We start from the raw sequence: 25,959 nt of genomic DNA on the forward strand, positions 1-25,959 counted from the left end.
CCTGGAATAAATGGGACATATCGACATCCGCTGGTGTGGCGGCACGGGAAGCCACCGGATGGTGGAGCGGTTGCCCGCCGATGGCCGACGCCGCCGCGTCGAGTGGCGGGACGGTCTGCGGGGGCGGTCTGCGCCACCGGTGTCGTCCGACGGCCCGATGTAGGGGTGGCTCCCCCGGTTCGAGCGCACGAGTCCCTATGTTCGGCTGTGCACAAAGGGAGCAGGACATTTCATTTCGGATGGATCCCTCGGTCTGCGAGGGGTCATGAGGGGTGCAGCTTGGATCTCCACGGATTCCTCAGAGCTCTTGCCAGACGCTGGCCGGCCGTCGTGGCCTGTCTGGTTCTCGGGACCGGGGCCGCGCTCGCCGTGACGGGCCTGAGCGCCCCCGTCTACGAGGCGAGGACCCAGCTCTTCGTCGCCACCCCCACCAGTGAGGACACCGCCCAGCTGAACCAGGGGCAGAACTTCTCGCAGGCGCGCGTGCAGTCGTACGCCTCGATCGTGACGACCCGTCAGGTGACCGTGCCCGTGGTGAAGGAGCTGGGGCTGCGCACCACACCGGAGGAACTGGCGTCCCGGATCGACGCCGTCGCCCCGCTCAACACCGTGCTCATCGACATCACCGTCCGGGACACCGTGCCCGCGCGGGCGGCACGCATCGCCAACGCCGTGGCGGAGCGGTTCAGCCGGGTCGTCGAGCGGCTGGAGACACCCAAGCGCACCGCCCGGCACGCGGGCGACGACCCGCCCGCCTCGCCCGTCTCCCTGGGCGTCACCCAGGAGGCCGTCGCCCCCACCGGTCCGGTCTCGCCCCGCCCGCTGCTGAACCTGGCCGCGGGCGTGCTCGGCGGCCTGCTGCTCGGTGCCGGACTCGTCGCCCTGCGCGAGACCCTCGACACCACGTTCAAGACGAGCGAGGCACTGGGCGAGTTCACCGCGCTGCCGGGTCTCGGCACCATCCCGTACGACAAGAACGCCCCCAGGCAGCCGCTCGTCAGCACCGACGGGCGCTCCAACCGCGCCGAGGCCTTCCGCAAGCTGCGCGCCAACCTCCAGTTCTCCCAGGTCGACAACCCGCCGCGGATCATCGTGGTGACGAGTTCGCTGCCCGGCGAGGGCAAGACCAACACCGCGGTGAACCTCGCCCTCTCGCTCGCCGAGGCGGGCGTGTCCACCTGCCTGGTGGATGCCGACCTGCGCCGCCCGTGCGTGGCCAGGACCTTCGGCCTCGTGCGGGACGCCGGTCTGACCACGGTGCTGATCGGGCAGGCCCGCTTCGAGGACGTGATGCAGCAGGTCGGCGGCCGGCTCTCGGTGCTCGCCAGCGGCGCCGTACCGCCGAACCCCACGGAACTGCTCGCCTCGGCGCGGATGAAGGAGGTGCTGCGCGAGCTGGCGGACACCTACGAGGCCGTGATCGTCGACACCGCGCCGCTGCTGCCGGTCGCCGACACCGTCGGACTCGCCTCGCTCGCCGACGGCGCGCTGCTCGTCGTCCGCGCCGCGAAGACCAGCCGGGAACAGGTCCGCTCCGCCGCGGGGTCGCTGGACCGCCTGGGCGTCCACGTCCTCGGCACCGTCTTCAACATGGCTCCGGCCCCCAGGGGCGACCGCTACGGCGCCTACGGGCCGTACGGCGAACTGCCCGCTCCCCGTGTCTCGGATCGCAGGAAGGAGGCCGCAGAGGCCGCGGCGACGCGTCTCGCGGGCGAGAAATGACCCGGGTCCTGTTCGTCTGCACGGGCAATGTGCACCGCTCGGTGCTCGCCGAGCGTCTGCTGGCCGCGAGGCTTCCGTCCGGCTCGGCCGTGCGGCCGGAGAGCGCCGGCACGCAGGCGTGGCCCCGGCCCGGCATGGAGAGCTCCACCAGGGCGGTGCTGGAGAAGCTCGGCGGTGACGGCTCCGGCTTCGTGGCCCGCCCGCTCACCACACAGCTCGTCGCGGGATCGGCACTGGTCCTCGGGCTCGCGCGTGAGCACCGGGAGGCGGCCGTGCGGCTCGCGCCGTCGGCGATGCGGCGCTGCTTCACCCTGAAGGAGTTCGTGCGTCTCGCCGTGGGAGGAGCCGGCGAAGCGCGGGGCGGGGGAGTGGATGGGGAAGGTGCGGCGACCGTGCACGGCGGCGTACCGGACGGGGCGGGCCCGGGAGCCGTGGACGGCTTCGACGCCGTGGTCGCGGCCGCGGCCGGCCGCCGGGGAGCCGCCGCCCCGGTCCCGTCGGCCGAGGACGACGTCGCGGACCCCTGGGGAAGGCCCCACCGTGTGCTGGACGAGTGCGCCCGCGAGATCGACGGGGTGGTGAGCACGCTGGTCCGGCTGCTGGGCGGCGGGGCGAGCCGCTGAACCGGGGGTCCCCGGAGGCTTCCTCTCCGGCGTGATCACCGTCTCGTACACCGCCGTCGTGGCGTACGAGACGGGACTGATCACCCCGCCCCCGCTGCCGAGCTCCAGCCGCCCGCCGGACACGATGTCGAACGTCGCCGCCATGTTGGCCGGCACCGCCGGATGGCGGTAGTGGATGCCGGTGACCGGCGTGCCGATCCGCAGCCGGCTGGTCGCCTGTGCCAGTGCTGATCGCATGCGGCTACGTGACGTGGCGTCGGCCGTATGCGTCAACTGTTCCGCGAGTACGTGTACTTGGCGAGGACGGCGGCGCCGGCCCCACTCATCGCGCCCGGCGAAAGCCGTCGGAAGAAATCTGCCGGGGCAGGTCGAACGCCTCGAACACGTGCGGATCGGCGAACACGACGTTGCGCGCGACCCGGCCGCCGGTGACCGTGAAGACCTGCAGTGTGTGCAGCCGATGCCCGCCGCCGGGCTCCGGCGCGTACGCGGCGAGCGCGGGCTGCCCGTTGGCGGTCAGGGGCGTCATGGCCCAGCCCGCCCCCCGCATCCGGAACACACGCTCCATGAACAGGCCGTAGTCGCGGCTGCCCCGGTACCACAGCGGCACCGGCGGCATCTCCAGGACCGCCTCGTCCGTGAGCAGCCGCACGAGCGCGGGGACGTCGGCCGCCTCGAAGGCCCGCACATACCGCTGGATCACCGCGCGCACCCCGGGATCGTCCGGCTCCGTGACCTCGTCCACGCCACCCACGCCGGCGAGGGCGGCACGGGCCCGCTGCAACGCGCTGTTGACAGCCGCGGCCGTGGTCCCCAACTGCTCGGCGACCTCGGCCGCGGTGAACTCCAGGACCTCGCGGAGCACCAGCACGGCTCGCTGCCGCGGCGGCAGGACCTGCATCGCCGCCACCAGCGCGAGCCGCATGTCGGTCCGCACCTCCGCATCGAACCGCGCGTCGGGGAACGGTTGCAGCCAGGGGATGTCGAGAGCGGGAGTGAGCGGCGCCCCGGGGTCCTCGCTCGGCGCACCCAGCCCGGACGGCAACGGCCGCCGCGCCCGCCCCTCCAGCGCCGTCAGGCACGCGTTGGTCGCGATCCGGTACAGCCAGGTCCGCACGGACGCGCGTGTGCGGTCGTACCGGTCACGGGCCTTCCAGGCGCGCAGCATCGTCTCCTGCACCAGATCCTCGGCCTCGTCGAACGAGCCCAGCATCCGGTAGCAGTACGCCACCAACTCACCCCGGTACGGCTCGAAGTCCACGGGCTCATCATGGCGCGCTTTGCGGCAGCACAGCCAGCAGCGCTGCCCACACGCCCCTCCTCCACGGCGGCACCGGCGGCGGGGCGTCCGGCGACGATCCGGCCATCGGCCACTACGCCTGCACCCTGCCGATGTGGGCCAAGCCGGACCTGAAGGTCGGCTTCCCGTTCCAGCTGCGCATCGACCGGGGTCGTCCCCGACGCGACGGGCCGCGTCGTCGCCAACGAAACCGCGGTTGGTGCGGGTGACCGCTCAAGTCGCCCGCACCGCCCGGAACCTGGCCGGCTCCGCCGTCGCCCGGTGATCAACCGCCGAAGCGGCTGCGCAGATCCTCGGCGATCTGCGACATCATCCCGACCGCGTCTTGCGGCGGCGTCTCTGCCAGCGGACGTTCCACCTGGGGATCGTAGGCAGTCAGCCCAGTCTCCTTCTCGACGACGGCCGCAAGGGCGAAGACCTTGCCGAGCACGACCGCGGCGTCGTGCCCCGTATGCCAGTAGGGCACGGTGATGCTCACCTCGTCACCGAACAGGGACAGGTGGATGCCGGTGTCCGAGCGGCTCAGATCCCGCGACTCCTGCTCATACTCCGTGAGCTGCACCTCGCCCAGCAGGGTCCGAGCCTGCGGCACTATTCGGTCCCAGGCCTCAAGGAGGCGGGCAGGGATCGGCTCGCTGTCCTCGGCCGCGTCCTCCATCGCCTCCAGGGCCTCATCCCAGGACTGCCCGTCGCGTCGGCTCAGGAAGTAGATGTCGTAGCTCACCGCGCGATCGTAGACGCACGTTCCGCGGTCAGGGCTTGGGGCCCGATTGCCGTCGGCGGGGAGCAGTAGGTGCAGCCGTCGGCCGTGGCCTGCCGATCCGCATGGCCACGGCCGTGCTCGGTCACCTCGTACTCACTCTGTTTGTCCGTGGTTGCTGCTTCTGCCCGCGGGCTATGAAGCATTCATGGGTCTGACTGGTCAAGTGGCGGCGTTGCTCGGAGTGGCGTTGGGCGCCGTCCTGTCGATGGCGACAACCATGATCGTGGAAAGGGCGCGATGGCATCGCGAGCAGTCCGTCCGGTGGGATGAGCGTCGACTCGCCGCCTACGCCGAGTACGCCCACGCCGTGAAGGAACTGGCACACCGCTACAGGCGTATCGCGGTCGCCAAGGGGATGGCTGCGAGCGGAGCCGCGCCGCTGGAGCCCACTGACGAGGTTCTCGCCGAAGCGGCGGAAGCCGAGGTGAAACGCTCGGCGCTCGCGGAGACAGTGTGGCTGCTCGGGGACGTCAAGACGAACACGGCCGCTGTCAGACTGAACCACTGTCTGTGGCATCTGGAGTGGTTGGCCCGTGAGCTTCCGACAAGAGAACAGGGTGGCTGGGACCAGGCGTACGAGGATTTCCGACGGGCGCGGCAGCAATTCCTTGAACTGGCTCGCGCCGGCCTCGGCGTGCGGGGGACGCGCATAGCCGAGGCATTGCCGTGGCCACCCGCTTGGAGGGGCGATCTTTCACAGGGCAGGTAGTCGTCACCGGTCGTTGCCGGCCACCGCCGAGCAGCCTCGGACGGCCCGGACAGCACGCGCTCCGTCTTCGCTACTCGATCCCCTTTTCGCTCCACCGCCCTTCCTCTGGCTCCCGTGCGCCCCTCCGTCACTCTTCCGGGACCGTAACCGGCGCCTCAACAATGGCCCTTCATGCCGCCGCTCGTCGCAGTGGTGGGGTCTGCTCGGTGCCGGGGGGAAAATCGGCACCGGGCAGCAGTAGGCAGACTACGACCGCCCCGACGTCGCCGAAGCCAACCTCCACTGGCTCAAGCAGTTCTACGACGACATCTTCCCCGGCAAGTCGCCCGACCAGGCGTACCAGAACTTCCCCGACCCGACGCTGAAGAACTGGCGGGAGGCCTACTACGGCACGAACTACCCGCGACTGGTCGACGTGAAGCGGAAATACGACCCGACCGGCTTCTTCGACTACCCGCAGGCGATCGGTACGAGGTGAGCCCGGGCGGCGAGGCGGACCGGACTGCCGTCACCCTTCTCGTCCGGGTAGCGGCAGGCCCGTTTCGTCGTCGCTGAGCGCGGTGTAGACGGTAAGGCAGGATGCGACGACATCGACCTGCGAAGGCCCTACGATCCGGAGCCGAACCAGCTCGGGGAGTTCGGCCGAGCGTTCGACGAGACCGATGGCATCGGCAGGCCAGGCATGTGGCAGCCGCGGGAGATGGTCCAGCAGGATCTCGTCGATGAAGGAGCCCCATACCTCGGCCGGTTCAGGCGTATCGACGTAATGCAGATAGGTGAGCGAGACCACGACGTCCGGCTTGTGCGGTCCTTCCCTGAGGAAGACATCCACACAGTCACCGTCGTCCACGGCGCCGACCGAGACGCGCTCGACGAAATAGCTCACGCACGGGGCAAGCATGCGACCGGCCCTCAGACAGCGGTTCCTGAAGGCGTCTCCTGCTTCGAATGCGTCACTCACGGTGTGAGGCTATGGCTCACTGAGGGACCCCGAGGGCCCGTAGTGGCACGTATGTGGCGCGACCTCTGAAACGCCGGAAGGCCGGCCCCGGAGAAAAACCTCCTGAGCCGGCCCTTTTTCTGTGCCCCCGGCAGGATTCGAACCGCACGTGAGCACACCTGGCCGCCGCCCCTAGTCGACGTCCACCGGACCGTCGTTCGACTTCCTGCCCTTGCCGGTGGGCAGCTGGAGCAGGCTGTTGCTCTCGCTCTCGCTCTCCGCGGGGCGGTGGCCGTCGGTGTCCTGGCCGCCGTTCAGGTTCTGTCGGACCGAGTCGAGGATCGTCAGGCCCTGGGACACCAGACCGGCGGCGATCTCGCCGAGGCCGTCCGCACCGTTGAGGACGTTGACGTTCGCGCCCGCGAGGCCGCCGGCGGCCTCCTTGACGATCTGCGGGAGCTGGTCGATCAGCATCCGGTCGAGCGCGACCCGGTCGTACGAGGCAGCCGCCTCCGCCTGGATCTTCATCCGCTGCGCCTCCGCGGCCGCGAGGATCCTGACCCGCTCGGCCTCGGCCTCGGCGGGCTTCACGACCTCGGCCACCAACTGCTGCTGGCGCAGCTTGGCCTGGCGCTGGGCCAGCTCCGTCTGGGCGGCGAGTACCTCCTGCTGGGCGTGTGCCTGCGCCAGCGGTCCGGCCTGCCCGGCCTGCGCCTGGGCACGGTCCACCTCGGCCGAGTACTCGGCCTTGACGATGGCGGTCTGCCGGGCGTACTCCGCCTGCTTGCGGGCCGCCGCCTGTTCCGCCTCGACCGCGGCCTGGGTGGCCTGTGCCTGGGCGATCTGCGCCTGCCGCTGGATGGCCGCCTTGTGCGGCGCGGACATCGCGTCGATGTAACCGGTGTCGCCGTCGTCGATCGACTGGATCTGCAGCGAGTCGACGGTCAGACCGATCTTCGCCATCTCGGTCTTGGAGGTGTCCAGGACCTCCGCGGCGAGCTTCTGCCGCTCGGTGACGATCTCCTCGACCGTCATCGAGCCGATGATGGCCCGCAGGTGACCGGCGAAGATCCGGCCGGTGAGCACCGACATCTGCTCCTGGTCGGAGAGGAACCGCTGGCCGGCGTTGATGATGCTCTCGTGGTCGTTGCCGACCTTGAAGGCGATGACCGCGCGGACGTGCAACGCGATGCCCTGCCTGGTCACACAGGTCTCGGTGACCTCGGACTCACACATGGAGAGAGTGAGGAACCGGACCTTCCGGAACACCGGCAGCACGAACTTCCCGTGCCCCGTGACCACTCGGAACGGCGCGCCCCCCAGTCCCCGCCTGCCCCCCGAGATCAGCATCGCCTCGTCGGGAGCGGGTACGCGGTATCCGAACATTCCTGTTACTCCTCAGCCGGCCTCGGCGGCATCCCCGCCGAGCGCGTCCAATGGATCCACCCACTCGATGACGCCGACCTCGCGGCATCCACGTGATTCGATCACGAGCACCGTCGTGCCCACGGGCAGGGGGGCGTCCGACCAGGCGAGGAAGGTTTCGGAACCGCCTCTGACGCGCACCAGGACTTCGCCGGGGCCGGTGGAACCGCGAGTTCCGATGAGTACCTTCCCCGTGCAGCCGATCACGGCCTCGTCCTGCGGCATCACCGGCCGTCCTCCTCTGCCTGGCCCCATGATTCCGACGATAGACCCAGTCCGGCCGGGACCCAACGGGCGGGAGGGGCTCGGCCTGCGCCACCGGGACGCGGGGGCCCAGCGGCGTCCCCGGGCCATGCGGCGTCCCCGGGCCATGCGGCGTCCCCGGGCCATGCGGCGCCCCCGGGGCCTGCGGCGCCCCGGGCCATGCGGCGCACCTCAATCGCCGGTGGGCACCCACTGACGCGCACCGTGGCTGTTCGTGCCGTACCAGTAGTGGGGCAGGCCCTTGATGCTGCTGGTGCGGAACGGGCGGCCGTGGTCGTCGATGCGGACCGTGCCGGTGCGGCCCTGGGAGGACCACTCGAGTTCCAGGTACCAGTTGCAGTCGTAGGCCTCGGTCGTCGCGGTGACCAGCAGCACCTCCGGGTCCTCGGCGGAGACGCGGTAGGGGAACCGCACCGCGGGGACGGGTTTTCCGGTGTCGTTGCCGGGGCGTGCGTGGGCGATCGGGCGGTCGACGTCCAGGTTCACGGAGAAGGCACGGGGCTCCAGGCCGCCGCCGCAGCCCTCGCCCATGGCGTACGCGTTGCCGGTGACCGGGGTGCCGCGGCTGACGATACGGACCCGGAGGGCCTCCAGGACCACGGCCGTGGACGACTTCCCCTGCACCGAGATCTGCACCATCGTCTGCCGCCCGGGCACCGCCCCCTGCGTCGCCGCCCACACCCCGGCGTCCTGCTCCACCGGCGGCGGGGGCACCTGGGGCGGCTCCTTCCCGATGACGTAGTCGTGCCCGCAACCGTGGTCCCAGATCTGCGAGTCGGCGGTCCAGGCGAGCGGCACACCGGTCGGCACGGGGGCGTCGCTCTTCGTGTCCGCCGACGGTCCGCCCTTCGACTCGGGGCTCCCCGAAGCCCGTACTCCTGCGGAGGGCGAGGCCGACGAACGGCTGGGGGAGGGGCCGGCCGCACTGGCCGAGGGGTGGGGTGACGTACCGGTTCCTGTCGTGCGGGACTGACCGGGGGCCTTGGCGGAGTTGTGGTGAGACCGGTCGGCCGACAGCGCCGACACACTGCCCAGCGTCACCAGCAGCACGGTCGCGGCGGCGGCGCCGACGACGGTGCGGCGACGGCGGTACCAGGGCCGTCCGGTCGAGCGGGCCGCATCCCACTGGCCCGTCGACTCGGGACTGCCCGGTCCGGGAGCGTCGGTAGCGGGCAGTCCGACGTCGGGTGGGCCCGCGTCCAGTCGCTGCGGTGCACCGCTCTTGCCGCCGACTCCGTCACCACCGATGCCGACTCCGTCACCACCGATGCCGCCCGTGTCGCCGCGCATGCTGCCCACACTGCCCGTGTCGCCACCCGCGCCCCGCGCCGTCCGGCTGTCCGGACCCGAAGCCCGCTCGCCCCCTGTCGGCTCCAGCGCCCCCTTGGCCTTTGTCGGCTCCGCCGCCTCCTCGGCCTTTGTCGGCTCCGCCGCCCCCTCACCCGCCCTCGGCCGCTGTCGTGCCGTCACCGCGAGCAACCACAGGCGGTGCAGTTCGAGGCGTTCCTCCTGCGTCGCCCCGCAGAAGGCGGCCAGGCGCTCCACCGGGGCGTAGTCCTGCGGGACCGCCTCGCCCGCGCAGTAGCGGTGCAGCGTGGAGGTGTTCATGTTGAGGCGCCGGGCCAGGGAGCCGTAGCTCCGGTCCGTGCGGTCCTTCAGCCGGCGCAGCAGCGCCGCGAACTGCTCGACGTCGTCCCCGGTCGACACCGTTCCCCGTCCTCCCACGTGTCCCCGTATCCCAGGCGGTCCATATACCTGCACGTCAGATGGGCTGGGATGGTTCCACCGTCGCCGGACGGGCTTTCGGCGTTGCGCCGGGCCGCCGCGGCGCCCGATGCTCTTGGTGTCGCACCGACCAGGGCCGGACCGGCCGGACCGACCAGCCGGCGGCGGGCGACCGACGACACCCATGCACTCATCCACGGGGGACACCCATGCCCAAGCGCACCCGAGCCGGCGCGCTTCTCGCGGACGACCGTCACGGCCGTGAACGAGCTCCGCTGACCGCATGACCGGGGCCGTCCTCCGCCACGGGGGTGGGGAGGGCGGCCCGGCGACCGCCGACAGCGCCATTCGGCGCGATTCCACACGACTCAGAAACGCGATTCCGCACGACCCGGAAAAAGGGGAACACACATGAACAGCAAGACCCGCACCGTCCTGACCGCCGGCGTCCTCGCCCTCACCCTCGGCCTCGGCGCCACCGCCCAGGCCTCCGCCGGCGCCCCGCGCAGCGTCAGCGGCAAGCCGTCCGACAACATCACTCGCATCGCCGACTTCTACGGCACCTACATCGACGCGGTGCTCGACGAGGACAGCGGCCACCTCGGAAAGGCCCTGCGCAGCCACTACCTCACCCCTGCCTTCCAGAAGGAGCTGGCGGCCTGGGAGGACCGGGAGCACGCCGACGGCGTCCTGCGCGCCCAGAACGTCCCGCTCGCCTGGAAGGTCACCGACAACGGCACCACCCGCAACCACACGGAGGCCGTCGTCACCCTCACCTGGAGCCGAGGCGTCACGACCAAGCTGGTCGTCGACATGACCCGCGGCAGCCACAGGATCTTCCACATCGGCGAGAAGAGCGTGGGACACAAGTAGTCACTCCGGCCGCAGCCGCAGCGTGAGGATCTGGAACGGTCGCAGCTCGTAGGCCAAGTCGCGTTCGCGCAGCGGCCGTTCCGGCAGGTCCGTCCCCTCGGCCCGGCTTTCCGAGGGTTTCCGGAGGACGATCCGGGGCGGTGACTGAGCAGGTCTCCTGGCTGGCACTGCAGGACTTCGCAGATTCGGGTGAGGGTGGTGAACCGGATCGCCTTGGCGCGTCCGTTCTTGAGCACGGACAGGTTCACGTTGGTCACGCCGACGCGGTTGGCGAGTTCGGTGAGGGTCATGCCGCGCTCGCTGACGTCCCCGCCCTCATGGCGCGGCAGCACGTTCCCGTCGCCCGTGCCGCGGGCTCAACCTGCATGAGGCCGGGCCAGGCCGTGGTCGTAGGCGAAGATCACCGCCTGGATGCGGTCGCGGGCGCCGATCTTGGACAGCACGCGGCCGACATGCGTCTTCACCGTGGACTCCGACAGGACGAAATGCGTGGCGATCTCACCGTTGGTCCAGCCCTTGCCGATGGCGACGAGGATCTCGCGTTCGCGGTCGGTGAGGGCACTCAGGCGCGGATCCGCGGCGGAGCCGTCGCCGCCGGGTGGCACGAGACGGGCGAACTCGTGCAGCAGACGGCGGGTGAGCGCGGGCGCGATCACCGCGTCGCCGACGGCCACGGCACGGATGCCCGCGAGAAGTTCCTCGGGACGGGCGTCCTTGAGCAGGAAGCCGCTGGCCCCGGCGCGCAAGGCCGCATAGACGTACTCGTCGAGGTCGAAGGTGGTCAGGACGAGGACCCGGGAGCGGTCGCCTGTGGCGACGATGAGGCGGGTGGCCTCGATTCCGTCCATGCCAGGCATGCGTACGTCCATGAGGACGACGTCGGGGCGGAGTTCGGCGGCCTTGCGTACGGCCTCGGCCCCGTGTGCGGCCTCCCCGACCACCTCCGTCTCCGGTACGGAGTCCAGAAGCATGCGAAAGCCGTACCGCTGGAGCGGCTGGTCGTCCACGACGAGCACGGTGGTCACCCGGCAGCACCGCCCTGGGGAGCGAGGTCGAGATCGGCGCGCACCGTCCATCCCGGGCCCGCGGGACCCGCGCTGACGTGTCCGCCGTAGAGAGCTGCTCGTTCTCGCATGCCCACCAGGCCGTGTCCTTCCTCGTTCGCCGTGCCGGGACGCTCGGCCGGTGCGGGTGGGCCGGAGTCCTGGACGGTGATGGTCAGCCGTGTGTCCTCGACGACGATCGCCAGGTTCGCACGGGTACCCGCGCCGGCATGTTTGAGGGTGTTCGTCAGGGCCTCTTGCACGATGCGGTAGACGGTCAGCTGCACCCCGCTGTCGAGGGCGTCGACGTCACCGGCGCTACGGTAGACGACCTCCAGGCCGGCGGCGCGCACTCCCTCGCACAGCGCGTCGATGTCCGCGAGACCGGGCTGCGGGCTCAGCTCGGGCTCGCTGCGCGGGCCGTCCGCCTCGCGCAGCACGCCGAGCACCCGGCGCAGTTCGCCCATGGCCTGGCGACCGGTGTCGCCGATGAGCTGCAGGGCCTCCTTTCCCCGCTCCGGGGCGGCGGCCGTGGCGTAGGCTCCCGCGTCGGCGAGCGTGATGATGACGGACAGGTTGTGGCCGACGATGTCGTGCATCTCCCGGGCCACCCGCGCCCGCTCGGCCGCGACGGCGAGCCTGCCACGCTGGTCCCGTTCGATCTCCAGCCGGGCCGCACGGTCCCGCAGCCCGGCCAGCTGAGCCCGCCGGACGCGGATCATCAGGCCGAGCGCGAGTGCCGCGGTCGCCGTGCTGAGGAGGAAGAACAGCGCGTCCCAGACCGACATCGCCGCCGAGACCCGCGCCGCGACGAGGCCCAGGACAGCTGCCGTGACCGCGCAGGCCCACGGCAGCTGCCGCAGCCGCCCGTGCAGGGCGAGGCTGTACAGGGCGATGAAGAGGGCGACGTCCGCGCGGAGCGCGGCGCCGAGCGACCACTGGAGGACGAACACGGCCGTGACGGCGCCGAAGGCCACGGCGGGCGCCCGGCGTCGCCACAGCAGCGGCAGCACCAGCCCGGCCTGGAGGGCCAGCATGCCCGCCACGGGCAACCGGGTGAACACCAGGCGGAAGCGGCGTGGGCCGTCGCCGTCGCCGTCCCGGCCGATCACGCCGAGCGCGTGCAGCAGGTCCGGCAGACAGAACAACAGGAAGACCAGGAGTACCACCGCGGTGTCCAGCACCCACGGACGGGACCGGTCGGCATGCCGGAGCCGCTGGCCGGCCCGGCCGAGCCGGGCGACCAGCGGCCCCATCCCGCTGAGGTCGTCGGCGGTCACGTGAGGTCGTCGGTGGTCACGGAGGTCACTGATGTCACCAGCCCATGATGCGGGTGGTTGCCGCTCAGACGTCGCTGCGCACCAGCCGGTACGCCGCACCGGCCAGCGTCAGTGCCGTCCAGCCGAGGAAGACCAGCAGCCCGGCGCCCGGCGACAGGGTGGTCGAGTCGTGAGTCAGGGCGAAGACCGACTCTCCCGCGTTGCTGGGGAGGTAGGGGGCTATGTTTCCCTGCCACGAGCTGGGCAGCAGGGAGATCAGCCCGGGTACGAGCATGAGGGCGGCGACGAGCACCGAGATGCCGCCGGCCACCGAGCGCAGCAGCGCGCCCAGGGCGGTGCCGATCACGCCGACCAGGCCGAGGTAGAGCCCGGCGCCCAGGAGGCTGCGGATGACGCCGCTGTGGTCGAGGCCCATGGCGGCGGGCGTGTCGGACACGATCCGGCTGCCGACGAGGAAGGCGACGAACGCGCCGACGGTCGCGATCACCAGGGCGACCAGCCCGTACACCGCGGCCTTCGACCACAGCACGGGCAGCCGGCGCGGCACCGCGGCCAGGGTCGAGCGGATCATGCCGGTGGAGTACTCGCCCGCCGTGATCAGGACGCCGAGCACACCGAGGGCCAGTTGCGCGAAGTTCGTGCCGAAGAGGGACAGGCTCGCGGCCGTCGCCGTGGCGAAGTCGCGGTCCATGTGCCGGCCGGAGTCGAGACTGGACTTGTAGTGGCTCGCGGCGATGACGCCGAAGGCGACGAGGAACAGCAGACCGAGGCCGAGGGTGATCCAGGTGGAGCGCAGGGACCAGAGCTTGGCCCACTCCGAGGCCAGCACGCGTCTGCCGGTCACCCGGTAGGCGGGCCGGACGGGAGCGGCCGGGGCCGCCTCGGGGGTCTCGGGGGTTGCCGTCAGGGTGCTCATGCCGCGCTCCCGGAGGTCTCGATGCCGGTCGTGGAACCGTGGTACTCCACGGCGTCCCTGGTCAGTTCCATGAATGCCTCCTCCAGCGACACCGCCTTCGTGGTCAGCTCGAACAGCGGGATCCCGTGCTCGGCCGCCATCAGCCCGATCTCGCGGGCAGACACCCCGGTCACCTGCAGTTCCTCGGAGCCGATACGGCCGGTGATCTCTACGCCGGGTCCGGCCAGCACGTCCCGCAACCGCGCGGGCTCGTTCGTCGCGACCTTCACGCTGTCGCCGCCCGCCTCGCGCACCAGGTCCTGCACGGTCGTGTCGGCCAGCAGCCGTCCCCGGCCGACGATGATCAGGTGGTCCGCGACCAGCGCGACCTCGCTCATCAGGTGCGAGGAGACGAACACCGTGCGCCCCTCGTCCGCGAGGGAGGTGAGCAGGTTGCGGATCCAGAGGACGCCCTCGGGGTCGAGCCCGTTGACCGGCTCGTCCAGCATCACGGTCTGCGGATCGCCGAGCAGGGCCGCCGCGATGCCGAGCCGCTGGCCCATGCCGAGGGAGAAGGCACCCGCCCGCTTCTTCGCGACGCTGCCGAGACCGGCGAGTTCGACGACCTCGTCGACCCGGCGGCGCGGAATGCCGTGGGTCAGCGCGAGCGCCCGGAGGTGGTCGTAGGCCGAGCGGCCCGGGTGGATCGACTTCGCCTCCAGCAAGGCCCCGACCTCCTGCAGCGGCGCCTGGTGACGGGCGTAGCGCTGTCCGTTCACCGTGACGGAGCCGCTCGTCGGTGCGTCGAGCCCGACGATCATGCGCATCGTCGTGGACTTGCCTGCCCCGTTCGGGCCGAGGAATCCGGTCACCGTACCCGGCTTCACGGTGAAGTCCAGGCTGTCGACGGCTGTCTTCTCCCCGTACCTCTTGGTGAGCTGCTGTGCCTCGATCATTCGCGTTCTCTCTCTCGGACTCCGGCGCCCGACACGCCCGACGCCTCCTCCGTCACGCTAAGACCGCGATCTCCCGGATCCGGTGGTACCGGGGCCTGAAGCCTGCGGGGCAGGTGGTACCGGGGTACTACGACTACGACGCCCCGGCGCTGTGCGCATGGAGCGATGGTGAGGTTGTGCGGCCGACCCGATCGCCGGTCGGGCGGACTGGGCCGGCGGGCGCGAGCAGTGGGCGCGAGGCCGCCGGGGCGTCAGGTCTCAGCGGGCGCGCAGCTCCGCGGCCTGCCGGTACGCCGTACGAGGGCTTTGCATCGCGCCGGCTGGTTCGAGGTCCGGCCGGTTTCCGTCGAAACGGCAATCCAAAAGGGCGTCGCTTACGTAACCAGAATGCAGCCGATGCCTGACCAGAGACGTATGCCCGGTTGGCCTTGGCCGCGATGATCAATTCTTTCCGTAGAGACCCGACGAGCGCGGTGCACCCCCTCGCACTTCGCAGGGGTGGGCAGCGGCCGAATCCCCCCTCGTTGCGCGCGGGAGTGGCGTCGGCGTGAGGGTCTGCAGGCTCCCACTTCCAGTGGAGGTCGGGGTGAAAGTTGTCGTTGATCTTTCCCGATGCGTGGGGTACGCGCAGTGCGCGTTCCTGGCTCCGGAGGTGTTCCGGATGCACGGCGAGGAAGCGCTCATGTACGACCCGAACCCCGACGACGCCCAGCGCGACCAGGTGCTGCGCGCCGCGGCGGCCTGCCCGGTCCAGGCGATCCTGGTCGACCGGCTGGAGGCGTGGCACACTCCGGCGGAGGCGCCGCCGTCATGACCGGTGCCGACAACCTGCAAGCGTTCAAGCGCGATGGCCGCATCGTGGTCGTAGGGGCGTCACTGGCCGGACTGCGGGCCGCGGAGGCACTGCGGGACGAGGGCTTCACCGGATCGCTGACCATGATCGGCGACGAGCTGGGCGAGCCCTACGACCGGCCTCCCCTGTCCAAGCAGGTACTGGCCGGGTGGGTGCCGGCCGGGGGCACCGTTTTGCCCCGCCGTCGTGGCATCGATGCGGAGTGGCTGCTGGGCGTGCCGGCCAGCGGGCTGGACCTCGCGACGAACCACGTGCGACTCGCCGACGGACGCGAGGTTCCCTTCGACCGGGTGCTGATCTCCACCGGGGTACGGGCCCGGCCGTGGTTCGTCGAGTCCGAGGCGGCCCTGGACGGAGTGTTCGTCGTGCATACGCGCGAGCATGCCGAGAGCCTGCGGCGGGCCCTCGCCGCCGGGCCCTCCCGCGTGCTGGTCATCGGTGCGGGATTCACCGGCTCCGAGATCGCCTCCATCTGCCGGGAGCGGGACATCCCGGTGACCGTCGCCGAACTCGGGGCGGCCCCGCTGGTCGGGGCGCTGGGTGCCGTGATCGGTGAGGTTGCGGCCGACATGCAGCGCGCTCACGGCGTCGACCTGCGGTGCGGTGTCGAGGTCACCCGGCTGGAGGGCGACGCGCAGGGGCACTTCCGCCGTGCTCACTTCGACGACGGCAGCACGATCGACGCCGATGTGGCGGTGGTGGCACTCGGGGGCATCCGCAACACCGAGTGGCTGCGGGAGTCGGGACTGGCGGCGGGCGTGTGGGGAATCACCTGCGACACGGGCTGCCGCGCCCTCGACATCAATGGCCGCGTCACCGACGACGTCTTCGCCGCGGGAGACGTGGCACGTTGCCCGAACCCCATCTACGAGTACCGGCTCATCTCGCTGGAGCACTGGGCCAACGCCGTGGAGCAGGCAGAGACCGCAGCACACAACATGGTCAGCGCCCAGGCGGACCGTCGGTCCCACCTGTCCATCCCGCTGTTCTGGTCGATCCAGTTCGGCGTCAACATCAAGTCCGTCGGCGTGCCGACCTTCGCCGACGAGGTGGTCGTCACCCATGGATCGCTGGACGACCGCCGTTTCGTCACCACATATGGCTATCGGGGCCGCGTCACGGCTGCCGTGAGCTTCAACAACGCCAAGTGGCTGGACCACTACCGACGGCTGATCGAGACGGCCGCACCTTTCCCGCCTCCCTGCCCCACGCCGGACCAGCCGGCCGACATGAAACCGGTGCCCGTCGACTTCCCCGGCCCCGCCCTGCTCGCTCAGGGCGCCACCGTGGTCGTCACGGGCCATGACCCGGGTGAGCGCCGCGTCACGGCCGTGCACCGGCATCGGCAGGAGGAAGGCCGGATGGCCACGACCGAGACGCCCGGCACGCTGCAACGGATCTTCGACTACTCCGCTCGGGCCGACCCGTACCCGCTGTATGCCGAGTTGCGCGAGACGCCGGTGGCCCGGCAGGAGGACGGCAGCTACGTCATCAGTACCTATCGTGAGATCACGGACATACTGAATGACCCGCATCTGAGCTCCGACGTGCGCAATCTGTCGCGTCCGATGCCCTCGGCCGAGGGAGCGGCCATGTCGTCGTTCATCCACATGGACCCGCCCGAGCACGATCGCCTGCGGCGTATGGCGATGCGTCACTTCGGCCCCCCGCACACCCCGGGGCTGGTGACCGGTATGGAGGGCGACCTGACCGCCGCAGTCGGCAGCCTGATCGACGGTTTCGCGGGCAAGGAGCAGATCGACATCGTCGACGATTTCGCCTCCCCGCTCCCCGTAACCGTGATCTGTCACCTGCTCGGCGTGCCACGCGAGGACGAGCCGAGGTTCCACCTCTGGGTGAACGACATCATGAACTCGATCGACTACGACCCCGAGACCGACCGGAAGGAGAAACTGGACAAGGGCGTACAGGCCCGCAAGGACTTGCGCCAGCGCCTCGGCGGCCTGGTGGAACAGCGCCACGGCCGGCCGGGCGACGGCCTGTTGAGCCGGCTGGCCAACGACGACGGGCCCGACAGTCGGATGGCCGACGCCGACATCGTCGCCACCGCCAAACTGCTGCTGATCGCCGGCCACGAGACCATCGTCAACCTCATCACCAACGGCATGCTGACGCTGCTGCGCCACCCGCAGGTGCTGCAGCGACTGCGCGACGAACCGGACCTCGTCGTCCCGCTGGTCGAGGAACTGCTGCGCTACGAGCCGCCCGTGCAGATCATTCCCTGGCGAGCGGCGTACAGCGACATCACCGTCGGCGACACCGTCATCCCCAAGGGCTCGCAGATCATGCTCATGCTGGCCTCGGGCAGCCGCGATCCGAAGCGCTTCCGCGATCCCGACCGCTTCGACCCCGACCGGACCGACAACCAGCACCTCGGCTTCGGCAGCGGCATCCACCTGTGCTTCGGCGGCCCGCTGGCCCGACGGGAAGCCCAGATCGCGCTGACCGGGCTGGTACGCCGCCTCGACCGCCCCAGGCTGGTCGCCGACCCGCCACCGTACCGGCGAAGCCCCGTTCTTCGGGGTCCGATCCATCTGCACATCGAGCAGGGTGACGGTTGACGCGGCAGCCGAGGGCAGTCGCAAGGTCGCGCCGCGGACGACCCGGCCGTCAGTGACCGCCCGCGTTGATCTCGGAAGTGCCCCGATCGTTGCCGTGCACCACGTCGTCGGCGCCAAAACCTCCCCTCTCCCGCACAACCCTTCAGGCTCACCAAAGGTCATCTCTGAGTCCGCACGTATGTCCTGGAGAGGAACCCATGTCCCGGCCTCACCACAAGCGTTCCCGGCGTCCCGTCGTCCTGGGCGCCACCTTCGTCGCGGCCGCCCTGGCCGGTGGCCTGCTCATCACCCTGCCCGGCGGCGCGAGTGCCGCCGCGTCGGGCCTCGCCGACGACTTCAACGGTGACGGCTACCGCGATCTGGCGACCGGCGCCCCGGGTGCTGTCGCGGGCGGGAAGGCGAAGGCGGGGGCCGTGGTCGTCAACTACGGTTCGTCGAGCGGTATCAGCGCCGCGCGCCACAAGACCACATCGCAGAGTTCCTCCGGTGTGCCGGGCACCTCGGAGACCTCTGACCGCTTCGGCACCGAACTCGCGCACGGCGACCTCAACAACGACGGCTACGGCGATCTCGTCGTGGGCACACCGCTGGAGGACGTCAGCGGCGATGCCGACGACGGTTCGGTCACGATCCTGTGGGGCAGCTCGTCCGGCCTGTCAGGCGGCACGACGATCAGCGACCCGAACGCGTCCGGCCACGACCGGTTCGGCCAGTCCCTCGCGGTCGGCGACTTCACCGGTGACGGGAAGGCCGATCTGGCGGTCGGTTCCACCGGCAAGGACGTGTGGATCTTCAAGGGCGGCTTCACCAAGTCCGGCGGCGCGGCCGGGAAGCTGCGCTTCGACGCCCAGATCGAGTCCGGCTCGTACCCCAGGGGCGCCGTCCAGCTGGCCGCCGGGGACTTCGACAACGACGGCGTGGACGACGTGGTGGTGGGCTCCTCCGCGGGCAACTTCGTCTACCGGGGCGGCTCGACCGGGCCCACGCTGCAGACCGAGGCGGGCGCGGGGTACGCGGGCGCGCTCGCCGTGGCCGACTTCGACCGGGACGGGCACGACGACCTGGTCGTCGGCTCCGACTTCGTCTCCGTCACGGACCAGACGGCCATGGGCGGCTACGTCACCGTGTTCTACGGCGGTACGGCGGGCGTCGACACCAAGCGCAGCGCCGTCTTCAGCCAGGACACCGCGGGTGTGCCGGGAACGGACGAGTCCAACGACTCGTTCGGCGGCGCGCTCGCCGCGGGCGACGTGAACGGTGACCGCTATCCGGACCTCGCCGTCGGCGCGAACTTCGAGACCATCGGCTCGGCGGCCCAGGCCGGCAACGTGTGGGTGCTGCGCGGCGGCGCCTCCGGCCTGACGGGGACCGGTGCCCAGTCCTTCAACCAGGGCACCTCGGGTGTACCGGGCGCCAACGAGTCGTCGGACATGTTCGGCGACGCCATCCACCTCGCCGACCACAACAAGGACGGCCGCGCCGATCTGTCGGTGGGCGCGGCCGGCGAGAACAGCGACGACGGCGCCGTGTGGGTCCTGCGCGGCTCCACCGGAGGCGTGACGACCACCGGCGCGGTGAGCTTCGGTGCGTCGTCCGTCGGCATCGGGAACTCGGGGGACGACCCCATGTTCGGGCACGCCATGTCGGGCTCCTGAGCACGTGGACAGACAACCGGAAGTGGCGGCACCGGAGGCGCCGGAGCACAGGTGACCGTGCAGCGGGCCGGCACGGGAAAGCCCACAACCGCCCGGCGGGGGACCACATCGGTATGGCTGGGCGGCTTACGTGGCTCAAGCTTACGGAGGCCTGGTCAGAGGGCGTCGACGCCGCTCACCTTCCAGCCGTCGGAGGTGCGGGCGAGCGTCATACGCACCCGGTTCAGGTCCAGCCGGGGCTCCGGGACCTGGGTGCTCCGGGTGACCTGGTTGACGAAGAGCAGGACGACGGCCCGGTCCGGTGTGGCCGACACGACGGAGACCGCCGGGGCGCCGCCGTCGGCGGGTGTGGCCACGGTCGCCTTCACCACGCCGTGGTACTTCGTCGCGGTCGGCTCGACCACCGCCTTCGTGGTCTTGCCGTACTGGTCGCGGAAGTGCCCGGTCAGCAGGGCGCGGGCCCGGGAGAAGTCCCGGTCCAGGTGCCGGTAGTCGTACGACAGCACGACCGGCGCCGCCTTCCGCGCGGCCGCGAGGGCCTCGCCGCGGGCCTGCTCCGCCTGCCGCCCCTGCCGGTACTGCCACCCGAGTACGGCGGCCGCGGCCAGGGCCGCCACGAGGACGACGCCCAGTACCGCGGTGAGCATGCCCCGCCCGGCCTTGCGCGGGGGCGTGCCGTCCTCCGGCTCCCCCTCGAACGGCTCGAACGGCTCGAACGACTCGGGCTCCGGCGGGTCCTCCCAGCCGTTCGCCGGGGGCTCGACGAGCAGGGTGCGCCCGGAGGGAGTCCGCTCTTCCTGGCGGGCACCGCGCTCGGGGCGCGCGGGCCGCCCGGCGCGCTTGGCTGCCGCGCGGGCGGCCGCGGTCATGGTGCGGCGGGCCGGTGAGCCGGTGCCGCGGGTGCGGGAGGTCGGGTTCGCCACGGTGTCTCTCCTGATCGATGGCTTCACGGCTGGGTCAGCCCACGAACGCGACGTCGGAGGTCAGCCAGCGGCCGTCCACGTGCGCGAGGTCGAGCTGGAGCCGGTAGGTGCGCGCCTGGCCCTCGGGCGCGGCGGTGTTGGTCACCTTGCTGTCGGCCACGACCAGGACCCGGGCCGAGCGCGCGTCGGACCGCACGATGCCCGCTTCCAGGACCTGCCCCTCGGACACCGACTTGTTCTGCGCGACCAGCTTCGTCAGTTGTGCGGTCTGCGCGGCGAACTCCTTCTTGAACTCGCCGGTGGCACCCTTCAGCACATTGCCGCTGTCCCGGCCGTAGTGCCGGTAGTCGAGCGAGGTGAAGCTCAGCGCCGACTGGCGAGCCGCCGCCAGGATGTCCTGACGGCGCTGTTCCGCCGCGTGCTGGTCGGACAGCTTCAGGCCCAGCCAGACACACGGCACGGTCGTCAGCACGGTCGCGGCGACGAGCCCCGCCGACAGCAGCCTCATGCGTCCGCCTCTCACACCATCGGTCCCACGAGCAGCCATTGCCACGACTCCTTTCCGAACACCGTCTGTTCCCCGCCCGTCGAGCCGATCTCGACGGGCGTTCCGTCCGGGCCGGTCACGGTGCCGGTCTCCGGGTCGTAGGGGGCCACGAACGCGGCCTGGCCGGCGCTGTACCGACCGGTCGTCGCGCCGGGCGCGTTCTGCGCTCCGCGCACCGAGGTCTTGCTGCCGCGCGGTGCCGTGCAGCGCGCGTCGGTGTTCGCCGGGCGCGTGCCGGTGTCGGCGGGGTCGCGCCGCTGGGTGCCGTAGCCCTGGGTGCATGCGGGAGGGCTGTCGGCGTTCACGGTCAGCCCGAAGTGGGTGGTGCCGTCGCCGGGGATGACCGTGTAGCTGCCCGCGACATTGAGCGGGAGCGTGACCAGGGCCTGTTCGACGCCGGGCAGCCGGGCCACGGTGATCTGGGCGCCGCTGATGAGGTTGCCCAGCATTACCGGCACGTGCGGCCGCGTGGACTTCAGCAGGGAGTCGATCTCCTGCGCGGCGGGCGCAGTGGTGCCGATCAGCCGGCGCAGATCGCCGTCGCTCGACTTCAACTGCTCGGTGAGCTTGGCGAGATCGCGGGAGAACGACTTGATGGCCGAGCCCTGGTCGGCCTGCGTCTTGAGCACCTTCCGCGAGTCCTCGATCAGCGAGACCGTCTGGGGGAGCGACTCGGATGCCGACTCCACCAGCGCGTCGCCGGAGTCCACCAGCCGGCTCAGGTTCGGTCCGGTGCCTGCGAACGCCTTGCCCAGCTCGTCGACGGTGACCTGCAGATCGTCCTTGCCGACCGAGTTGACCAGCCGGTCGAGGCTGAGGACCAGGTCGGTGACCGGCAGTGGGGTCCGGGTGCGGCTGCGTGGGATCGGGCTGCCGTCCTCGAGGTACGGCCCGCCCGACCGACGGGGCTGGAGGTCGACGTACTGCTCGCCCACCGCCGAACGGTCGGCGATCACCGCGAGCGTGTCGGCCGGGATCCTCGGGGCGCCGTCCTGGATCTTCAGCGCCACCGAGATCCCGGACCCGGTCAGCCGCAGATCGCCGACGCGGCCCACCGGCACCCCCCGGTAGGTGACCTCGGCGCCGGGGAAGACGCCCCCGGACTCGGCGAAGTCGGCGCGCACGGTGTAGCCGCGGTGCAGGACGTCGTCCACCAGGCCCGTGTACCGGGCGCCGACGTACGACACCCCGAGGGCGGTTACGGTCGCGAAGGCGAGCAACTGGGCCCTGACCGTACGTGTGATCACGGCAGTATCCCCTTCAGCATCAGCTCGGCGAGGCCGAGGTCGACCCCCGGTGGGAGGCGACGCGAGCCGCCCTTGGTGCCGTAGGCAGCGGTGCACACCGGCGGGCACAGCAGGGTGCTGCCGTCGGAGGGCGTCGAGGGCACGGTGGGCGCGGAGGGCACGGAGGGCGCGGAGGGCACGGACGGGGTGCCCGGCAGGGACGGGATGGACGGGAGAGGGGTGGGAGTGGGGACGCCGGGAAGATGCGGTGTCCCGGGGGCCGGGGACTTCCCGCCGTTGCCCGGCTTGCCGGTGACGTTGCCGTAGAGGTCCGCCAGGTCGAGGTCGGCAGTGATCTTCAGGTTGACGTAGTCGCCCTTGACGGCGTCCGTCGCGTTGCGCGGGAACGGGTAAGTGGTGAGGATCTCCAGGGAGTTGGGCAGGTCGTCGCCCGCCTTGTTCAGCTCCATCAGGATGGGCTGGAGCTTCTTCAGGTTGGCGACGGTGTCGTCGTGGGAGGCGTTCACCACCTTGGTGCCGGTCCTGCCGAGCCTGGACAGGGCGGTGAGCATCCTCGTCAGGTCCTTGCGCTGGTCGGCGAGGGCCTTCAGGGCGGGCGGCATGGTGTCGACGGCCAGGGCGATCGTCTTCTTCTCCTTCTCCAGCCGCTTCGCGAGCCGGTCGACGCCCTTCAGCGCGCGCACGATCTCCGCCCGCTGGTCGTCGAGGCCGCCGAGGAACGTGTCGAGCTGCTTCAGCAGGGACCTGACCCGGTCCTCGCGGCCGCTGAGTGCCTTGTTCAACTCGACGGTGATCGTCTTCAGCTGGGCCACCCCGCCGCCGTTGAGCAGCGCGGACAGGGCCGACAGCACCTCCTCGACCTCCGGGTTGCGGCCGCTGCGGGACAGTGGGATGCGGTCGCCGTCGCGGAGCCGTCCGACGGGCCGTGTGCCGGCCGGCGCGGACAGGGAGACGTACTTCTCGCCGAGCATGCTGGTCTGCCTCAGATCGGCGACCGCGTTGCCGGGCAGCTTCACCGAGTCGGCGATTCTGAGCCGCACGCGGGCGTGCCAGCCGTCCAGTTCCACCTTCTCGACCGTGCCGACGGTGACGTTGTTGACCTTGACCGCCGACTGCGGCACCAGGTCCAGGACGTCCCGGAACTCGACGGTGACGTGGTAGGGGTGACCGCCCGAGGCGGCGCCGCCGGGGAGCGGGACGTCGTACCAGCCGTTGAACTCGCAGCCGGTCAGCAGCAGCGAGCCGACCGCCATCCAGGCGGCCACCCGCCCCTTGCGCTGCACGCTCATGCCGGTGCCCCCAGAATTCCGCCGAGGGTCTTGTCGACCGTGCCCGTCGAAGCCGGGGCCGACGGAACCTCGGGCAGGGAGTCGAAGAGCTTCTTCAGCCCGGCGCAGTTGTCGTGGTCGTCGCCGGTCGTCTTCAGGACCGAGCAGAGAAGGGATGACGGATCCTGCGAGGCTTGCCCGTTGTTGCGGGTGTCGAGGGTGCCGGCGGCGGGGTCGTAGGCGTTCTGCAGGTTCGACAGGCCTGTGGGGGCGACGGTCAACAGCTCCTCCAGAGCGGCCCGTTGGGTGACGAGGACCTTGGTGACCTTGGCCAGGCCCTGCACGTCCGAGGTCAGCGTCTTCTTGTTGCCCTTCACGAAGCCGGACACGTCGCCGAGTGCGGTGGCCAGGTACTTCAGCGCGGCCGCGAGATCCTTGCGCTCCCCGGCGAGCTGCCCGGCCACGTCGGCGAGGTCGGTGTCGAACGACCGCACGCTGGTGTCGTCCGCCGCCAGCGCGGCCGTGAACACCTGAAGGTTCCGCACGGTCCCGAACAGGTCGCCGCGCCCGTCGGACAGTGTGGTGACCGCCTGGGACAGGTCCTCCACCGTCTGGTTGAGGTTCTCGCCCTGCCCGTGGAGGTTGTCCGCGCTCACCCCGAGCAGCCGGGACAGAGAGCCCTTCTCGTTGGCACCGTTCGGGCCGAGCGCCTCGGCGGTGGTGTGCAGGCTGTCGAAGATCCGGTCCAGCTCGACGGGGACGGCCGTACGGGACTCGGGGATGACGGCTCCGTCCCGCAGCACCGCGCCCTTGCGGTACACCGGCAGCAGCTGCACGTAACGGTCGCTGACCACCGAGGAGTTGACGATGGCGGCCTGTGCGTCGGCGGGGACCTTGCGGCCCCGGTCGTATTCCAGCTCCACCCGCACCCGGTCGCCCTCCGGCGTGATCTTCCTGACCTCGCCGATGCGGACGCCGAGGACGCGGACGTCGGAGCCGGGGTAGATGCCGACGGTGCGCGGGAAGTACGCCGTGACGCGGACGGGGCCGGGGCCCGGCCACAGGACGACGGCGAGGCCGACGACGATCGCGAGCGCGGTGAACAGGCCCAGGAGTCTGCGGGTCATCGGGTGCCTCCCGTCCGTGGCGTGACCGGGGCGGCGACCAGGTTCTGGATGTAGGAGTCGAACCAGCGGCCGTTGCCGAGGGTGTTGGTGAAGAGCCGTACGTAGGGGGCGAGCAGCCGGACGCTGCGGTCGAGGCTCGCCTGGTTGCGTTCGAGCATCGTCACGAAGGTGTTCAGGTTCTTCAGCGCGGGCCCGATCTCCTTGCTGTTGTCGTCGACCAGGCCGGACAGCTCGATGCCCAGCAGCGCGGAGCTCTTGAGCAGCTTGTGGATCGCCGCGCGCCGCTTGTCTATCTCCTTGAACAGGGCGTCACCGTCCTTCACCAGCGCGGAGAAGTCCTTCGTGTGACCGGCCAGCACCTCGGTGACTCCGTTCGCATGGTCGAGGAGCCCGCGCAGCGCCTTGTCACGGCCGGCGACGGTCCGGGAGATCCGCGACAGCCCCTTGACCGACGCCCGCACCTCCTCGGGGGAGTCCTGGAAGGTGACGGAGATCGTGTCCAGCGCCTTCGCGAGCCGGTCCGTGTCGACCTCTTCGGTGGTGGTCGTCAGGTCGCTGAAGGCCTGGACGACGTCGTACGCCGACACGGTCCGCCGGAGCGGGATCCGGCTGCCCGGCTTCAACTGGCCGGGCCCCTTCGGGTACAGGGCCAGGTACTTCGCGCCGAGGATCGTCTTGACCCGGATCGACGCACCCGTGTCGGTACCGAACGCCGGGTTGCCCTTCACTTTGAAGGTCACCTTGACGTGGTCGCCGTCCAGGTCGACGCCCTCGACCTTGCCGACCTTGACCCCGGCGATCCGTACCTCGTCGCCCGGCTTGAGCCCGCCGGCCTCCGAGAAGGCCGCGCTGTAGGTGTCGCCGCCGCCGATCAGCGGCAGGCTGTCGGCGTTGAAGGCGGCAACGGTGAGCAGCGCGAGGACGGTGAGGCCGACGGCGCCGACGACGACCGGATTGCGCTCGCGGAAGGGCTTCAGGCGTGGCCGCTTGAGCCGGATCCTGGGCAGCTTCGGCGGCAGGACGCGTACCTTCACGAGGGGTTGGGGGCGGGGTGTGCGCTTGGGCAGCAGCCTGGGGAGTCTGGGCAGCCGGGGCGGCAGGACGTGTACCTTCACGAGGGGTTCGGGGCGGGGTCTGCGCTTCGGCAGCAGCCTGGGAAGTTTCGGCAGCTTCGGCGGCAGGACCCGGACCCTCACCAGCGGCTCGGGGCGGCGGACAGCGCGCCGCCTGATGCGCATG

General features: G+C 71.0%; 25 protein-coding genes and 3 pseudogenes. 10 read left to right on the forward strand and 18 right to left on the reverse strand.

Annotation, left to right across the window (positions count from 1 at the left end; genetic code table 11):
- Positions 1-279: 279 nt before the first annotated feature.
- Genes ACIPSA_RS16510 through ACIPSA_RS16520 form a run of 3 tightly spaced genes read left to right on the forward strand, consistent with a single transcriptional unit; the run spans position 280 to position 2,517 of the window.
- The gene (locus ACIPSA_RS16510; protein WP_402634702.1) at positions 280-1,722 is read left to right on the forward strand and encodes a polysaccharide biosynthesis tyrosine autokinase; all 1,443 of its coding nucleotides are present in this window, start codon (positions 280-282) and stop codon (positions 1,720-1,722) included.
- Positions 1,719-2,345, forward strand: a complete 627-nt coding sequence (locus ACIPSA_RS16515) for a low molecular weight phosphatase family protein (RefSeq protein ID WP_402634704.1) — start codon at positions 1,719-1,721, stop codon at positions 2,343-2,345. The genes ACIPSA_RS16510 and ACIPSA_RS16515 overlap by 4 nt, the downstream gene beginning before the upstream one ends.
- 31 nt (positions 2,346-2,376) lie before the next feature.
- A complete protein-coding gene (locus ACIPSA_RS16520) occupies positions 2,377-2,517 on the forward strand; it encodes a hypothetical protein (RefSeq protein WP_402634706.1) in 141 nt (46 codons plus the stop codon).
- Here ACIPSA_RS16520 and ACIPSA_RS16525 read toward each other — a convergent pair.
- The 3 genes and pseudogenes from ACIPSA_RS16525 to ACIPSA_RS16535 all read right to left on the reverse strand — a co-directional run.
- A pseudogene (locus ACIPSA_RS16525) lies at positions 2,487-2,582 on the reverse strand (hypothetical protein); the annotation flags it as partial. The gene ACIPSA_RS16520 and the pseudogene ACIPSA_RS16525 sit on opposite strands and share 31 nt — an antisense overlap.
- 85 nt (positions 2,583-2,667) lie before the next feature.
- Positions 2,668-3,606, reverse strand: coding sequence for a sigma-70 family RNA polymerase sigma factor (locus tag ACIPSA_RS16530; protein ID WP_402634709.1), 939 nt, complete (start codon positions 3,604-3,606; stop codon positions 2,668-2,670).
- A 304-nt stretch (positions 3,607-3,910) separates the two neighbouring features.
- Positions 3,911-4,369, reverse strand: a complete 459-nt coding sequence (locus ACIPSA_RS16535; protein WP_402634712.1) for a hypothetical protein — start codon at positions 4,367-4,369, stop codon at positions 3,911-3,913.
- A gap of 184 nt (positions 4,370-4,553) precedes the next feature.
- On the opposite strand from ACIPSA_RS16535, the gene ACIPSA_RS16540 reads away from it, so the two are divergent.
- Positions 4,554-5,117, forward strand: a complete 564-nt coding sequence (locus tag ACIPSA_RS16540; protein WP_402634715.1) for a hypothetical protein — start codon at positions 4,554-4,556, stop codon at positions 5,115-5,117.
- A gap of 307 nt (positions 5,118-5,424) precedes the next feature.
- Positions 5,425-5,595, forward strand: coding sequence for a BBE domain-containing protein (locus tag ACIPSA_RS16545; RefSeq protein WP_402635424.1), 171 nt, complete (start codon positions 5,425-5,427; stop codon positions 5,593-5,595).
- A 30-nt stretch (positions 5,596-5,625) separates the two neighbouring features.
- Here the strand turns inward: ACIPSA_RS16545 and ACIPSA_RS16550 are convergent, their stop codons facing one another.
- The 4 genes from ACIPSA_RS16550 to ACIPSA_RS16565 form a co-directional block, all read right to left on the reverse strand.
- Entirely contained in the window at positions 5,626-6,003 is a 378-nt protein-coding gene (locus tag ACIPSA_RS16550; RefSeq protein ID WP_402634717.1) for a hypothetical protein, read from the reverse strand.
- Positions 6,004-6,249: 246 nt separating this feature from the next.
- Positions 6,250-7,443, reverse strand: coding sequence for a flotillin family protein (locus ACIPSA_RS16555; protein WP_402634719.1), 1,194 nt, complete (start codon positions 7,441-7,443; stop codon positions 6,250-6,252).
- Between the two features lie 12 nt (positions 7,444-7,455).
- Complete coding sequence (locus tag ACIPSA_RS16560) at positions 7,456-7,707, reverse strand: hypothetical protein (RefSeq protein ID WP_402634722.1); 252 nt, start codon at positions 7,705-7,707, stop codon at positions 7,456-7,458.
- A 210-nt stretch (positions 7,708-7,917) separates the two neighbouring features.
- Entirely contained in the window at positions 7,918-9,453 is a 1,536-nt protein-coding gene (locus tag ACIPSA_RS16565) for a helix-turn-helix domain-containing protein (protein WP_402634724.1), read from the reverse strand.
- 429 nt (positions 9,454-9,882) lie between these two features.
- Between ACIPSA_RS16565 and ACIPSA_RS16570 the strand changes: the two genes are divergently transcribed.
- Positions 9,883-10,344 carry a hypothetical protein gene (locus tag ACIPSA_RS16570; RefSeq protein ID WP_402634727.1) on the forward strand — a complete coding sequence of 154 codons (462 nt, stop codon included), beginning with the start codon at positions 9,883-9,885 and terminating at the stop codon, positions 10,342-10,344.
- A gap of 134 nt (positions 10,345-10,478) precedes the next feature.
- On the opposite strand, the pseudogene ACIPSA_RS16575 reads toward ACIPSA_RS16570, so the two are convergent.
- The 5 genes and pseudogenes from ACIPSA_RS16575 to ACIPSA_RS16595 form a co-directional block, all read right to left on the reverse strand.
- Positions 10,479-10,634, reverse strand: a pseudogene (locus ACIPSA_RS16575) (helix-turn-helix domain-containing protein); the annotation flags it as partial.
- A 66-nt stretch (positions 10,635-10,700) separates the two neighbouring features.
- Positions 10,701-11,369 carry a response regulator gene (locus ACIPSA_RS16580; RefSeq protein WP_402634729.1) on the reverse strand — a complete coding sequence of 223 codons (669 nt, stop codon included), beginning with the start codon at positions 11,367-11,369 and terminating at the stop codon, positions 10,701-10,703.
- Entirely contained in the window at positions 11,366-12,667 is a 1,302-nt protein-coding gene (locus tag ACIPSA_RS16585; RefSeq protein ID WP_402634732.1) for a histidine kinase, read from the reverse strand. The genes ACIPSA_RS16580 and ACIPSA_RS16585 overlap by 4 nt, the downstream gene beginning before the upstream one ends.
- A gap of 64 nt (positions 12,668-12,731) precedes the next feature.
- Positions 12,732-13,583 (reverse strand): ABC transporter permease, encoded by an 852-nt coding sequence (locus ACIPSA_RS16590; RefSeq protein ID WP_402634735.1) that lies wholly within the window; start codon positions 13,581-13,583, stop codon positions 12,732-12,734.
- Entirely contained in the window at positions 13,580-14,518 is a 939-nt protein-coding gene (locus ACIPSA_RS16595) for an ATP-binding cassette domain-containing protein (RefSeq protein WP_402634738.1), read from the reverse strand. Before ACIPSA_RS16595 ends, ACIPSA_RS16590 begins: the two co-directional genes overlap by 4 nt.
- Before the next feature lie 586 nt (positions 14,519-15,104).
- On the opposite strand from ACIPSA_RS16595, the gene ACIPSA_RS16600 reads away from it, so the two are divergent.
- From ACIPSA_RS16600 to ACIPSA_RS16615, 4 genes and pseudogenes are all read left to right on the forward strand, one after another.
- Positions 15,105-15,332 carry a ferredoxin gene (locus ACIPSA_RS16600; RefSeq protein ID WP_402634740.1) on the forward strand — a complete coding sequence of 76 codons (228 nt, stop codon included), beginning with the start codon at positions 15,105-15,107 and terminating at the stop codon, positions 15,330-15,332.
- Positions 15,329-16,699: pseudogene (locus ACIPSA_RS16605) on the forward strand (NAD(P)/FAD-dependent oxidoreductase); the annotation flags it as partial. The gene ACIPSA_RS16600 and the pseudogene ACIPSA_RS16605, both read left to right, overlap by 4 nt.
- A gap of 33 nt (positions 16,700-16,732) precedes the next feature.
- Positions 16,733-17,953, forward strand: a complete 1,221-nt coding sequence (locus ACIPSA_RS16610) for a cytochrome P450 (protein ID WP_402635427.1) — start codon at positions 16,733-16,735, stop codon at positions 17,951-17,953.
- A 197-nt stretch (positions 17,954-18,150) separates the two neighbouring features.
- Positions 18,151-19,608, forward strand: coding sequence for an FG-GAP and VCBS repeat-containing protein (locus tag ACIPSA_RS16615; protein WP_402634743.1), 1,458 nt, complete (start codon positions 18,151-18,153; stop codon positions 19,606-19,608).
- 155 nt (positions 19,609-19,763) lie between these two features.
- On the opposite strand, the gene ACIPSA_RS16620 is transcribed toward ACIPSA_RS16615, so the two are convergent.
- From ACIPSA_RS16620 to ACIPSA_RS16645, 6 genes are read right to left on the reverse strand one after another with little or no spacing between them, the layout of a single operon-like run.
- Positions 19,764-20,531, reverse strand: a complete 768-nt coding sequence (locus ACIPSA_RS16620) for a hypothetical protein (RefSeq protein ID WP_402634746.1) — start codon at positions 20,529-20,531, stop codon at positions 19,764-19,766.
- Positions 20,532-20,565: 34 nt separating this feature from the next.
- Positions 20,566-21,039, reverse strand: coding sequence for a hypothetical protein (locus tag ACIPSA_RS16625; protein WP_402634749.1), 474 nt, complete (start codon positions 21,037-21,039; stop codon positions 20,566-20,568).
- Positions 21,040-21,050: 11 nt separating this feature from the next.
- Positions 21,051-22,325, reverse strand: coding sequence for an MCE family protein (locus ACIPSA_RS16630; protein ID WP_402634752.1), 1,275 nt, complete (start codon positions 22,323-22,325; stop codon positions 21,051-21,053).
- Positions 22,322-23,614 (reverse strand): MCE family protein, encoded by a 1,293-nt coding sequence (locus tag ACIPSA_RS16635; RefSeq protein ID WP_402634755.1) that lies wholly within the window; start codon positions 23,612-23,614, stop codon positions 22,322-22,324. The genes ACIPSA_RS16630 and ACIPSA_RS16635 overlap by 4 nt, the downstream gene beginning before the upstream one ends.
- Positions 23,611-24,720: an MCE family protein gene (locus tag ACIPSA_RS16640; protein ID WP_402634757.1), complete on the reverse strand. Its 1,110-nt coding sequence runs from the start codon at positions 24,718-24,720 to the stop codon at positions 23,611-23,613. The genes ACIPSA_RS16635 and ACIPSA_RS16640 overlap by 4 nt, the downstream gene beginning before the upstream one ends.
- Positions 24,717-25,739, reverse strand: coding sequence for an MCE family protein (locus tag ACIPSA_RS16645; protein ID WP_402635429.1), 1,023 nt, complete (start codon positions 25,737-25,739; stop codon positions 24,717-24,719). Before ACIPSA_RS16645 ends, ACIPSA_RS16640 begins: the two co-directional genes overlap by 4 nt.
- Positions 25,740-25,959: the final 220 nt, after the last annotated feature.

Origin of the sequence: Streptomyces sp. NPDC086549 (assembly GCF_044746205.1) — a bacterium.
Taxonomy (GTDB): Bacteria; Actinomycetota; Actinomycetes; order Streptomycetales; family Streptomycetaceae; genus Streptomyces.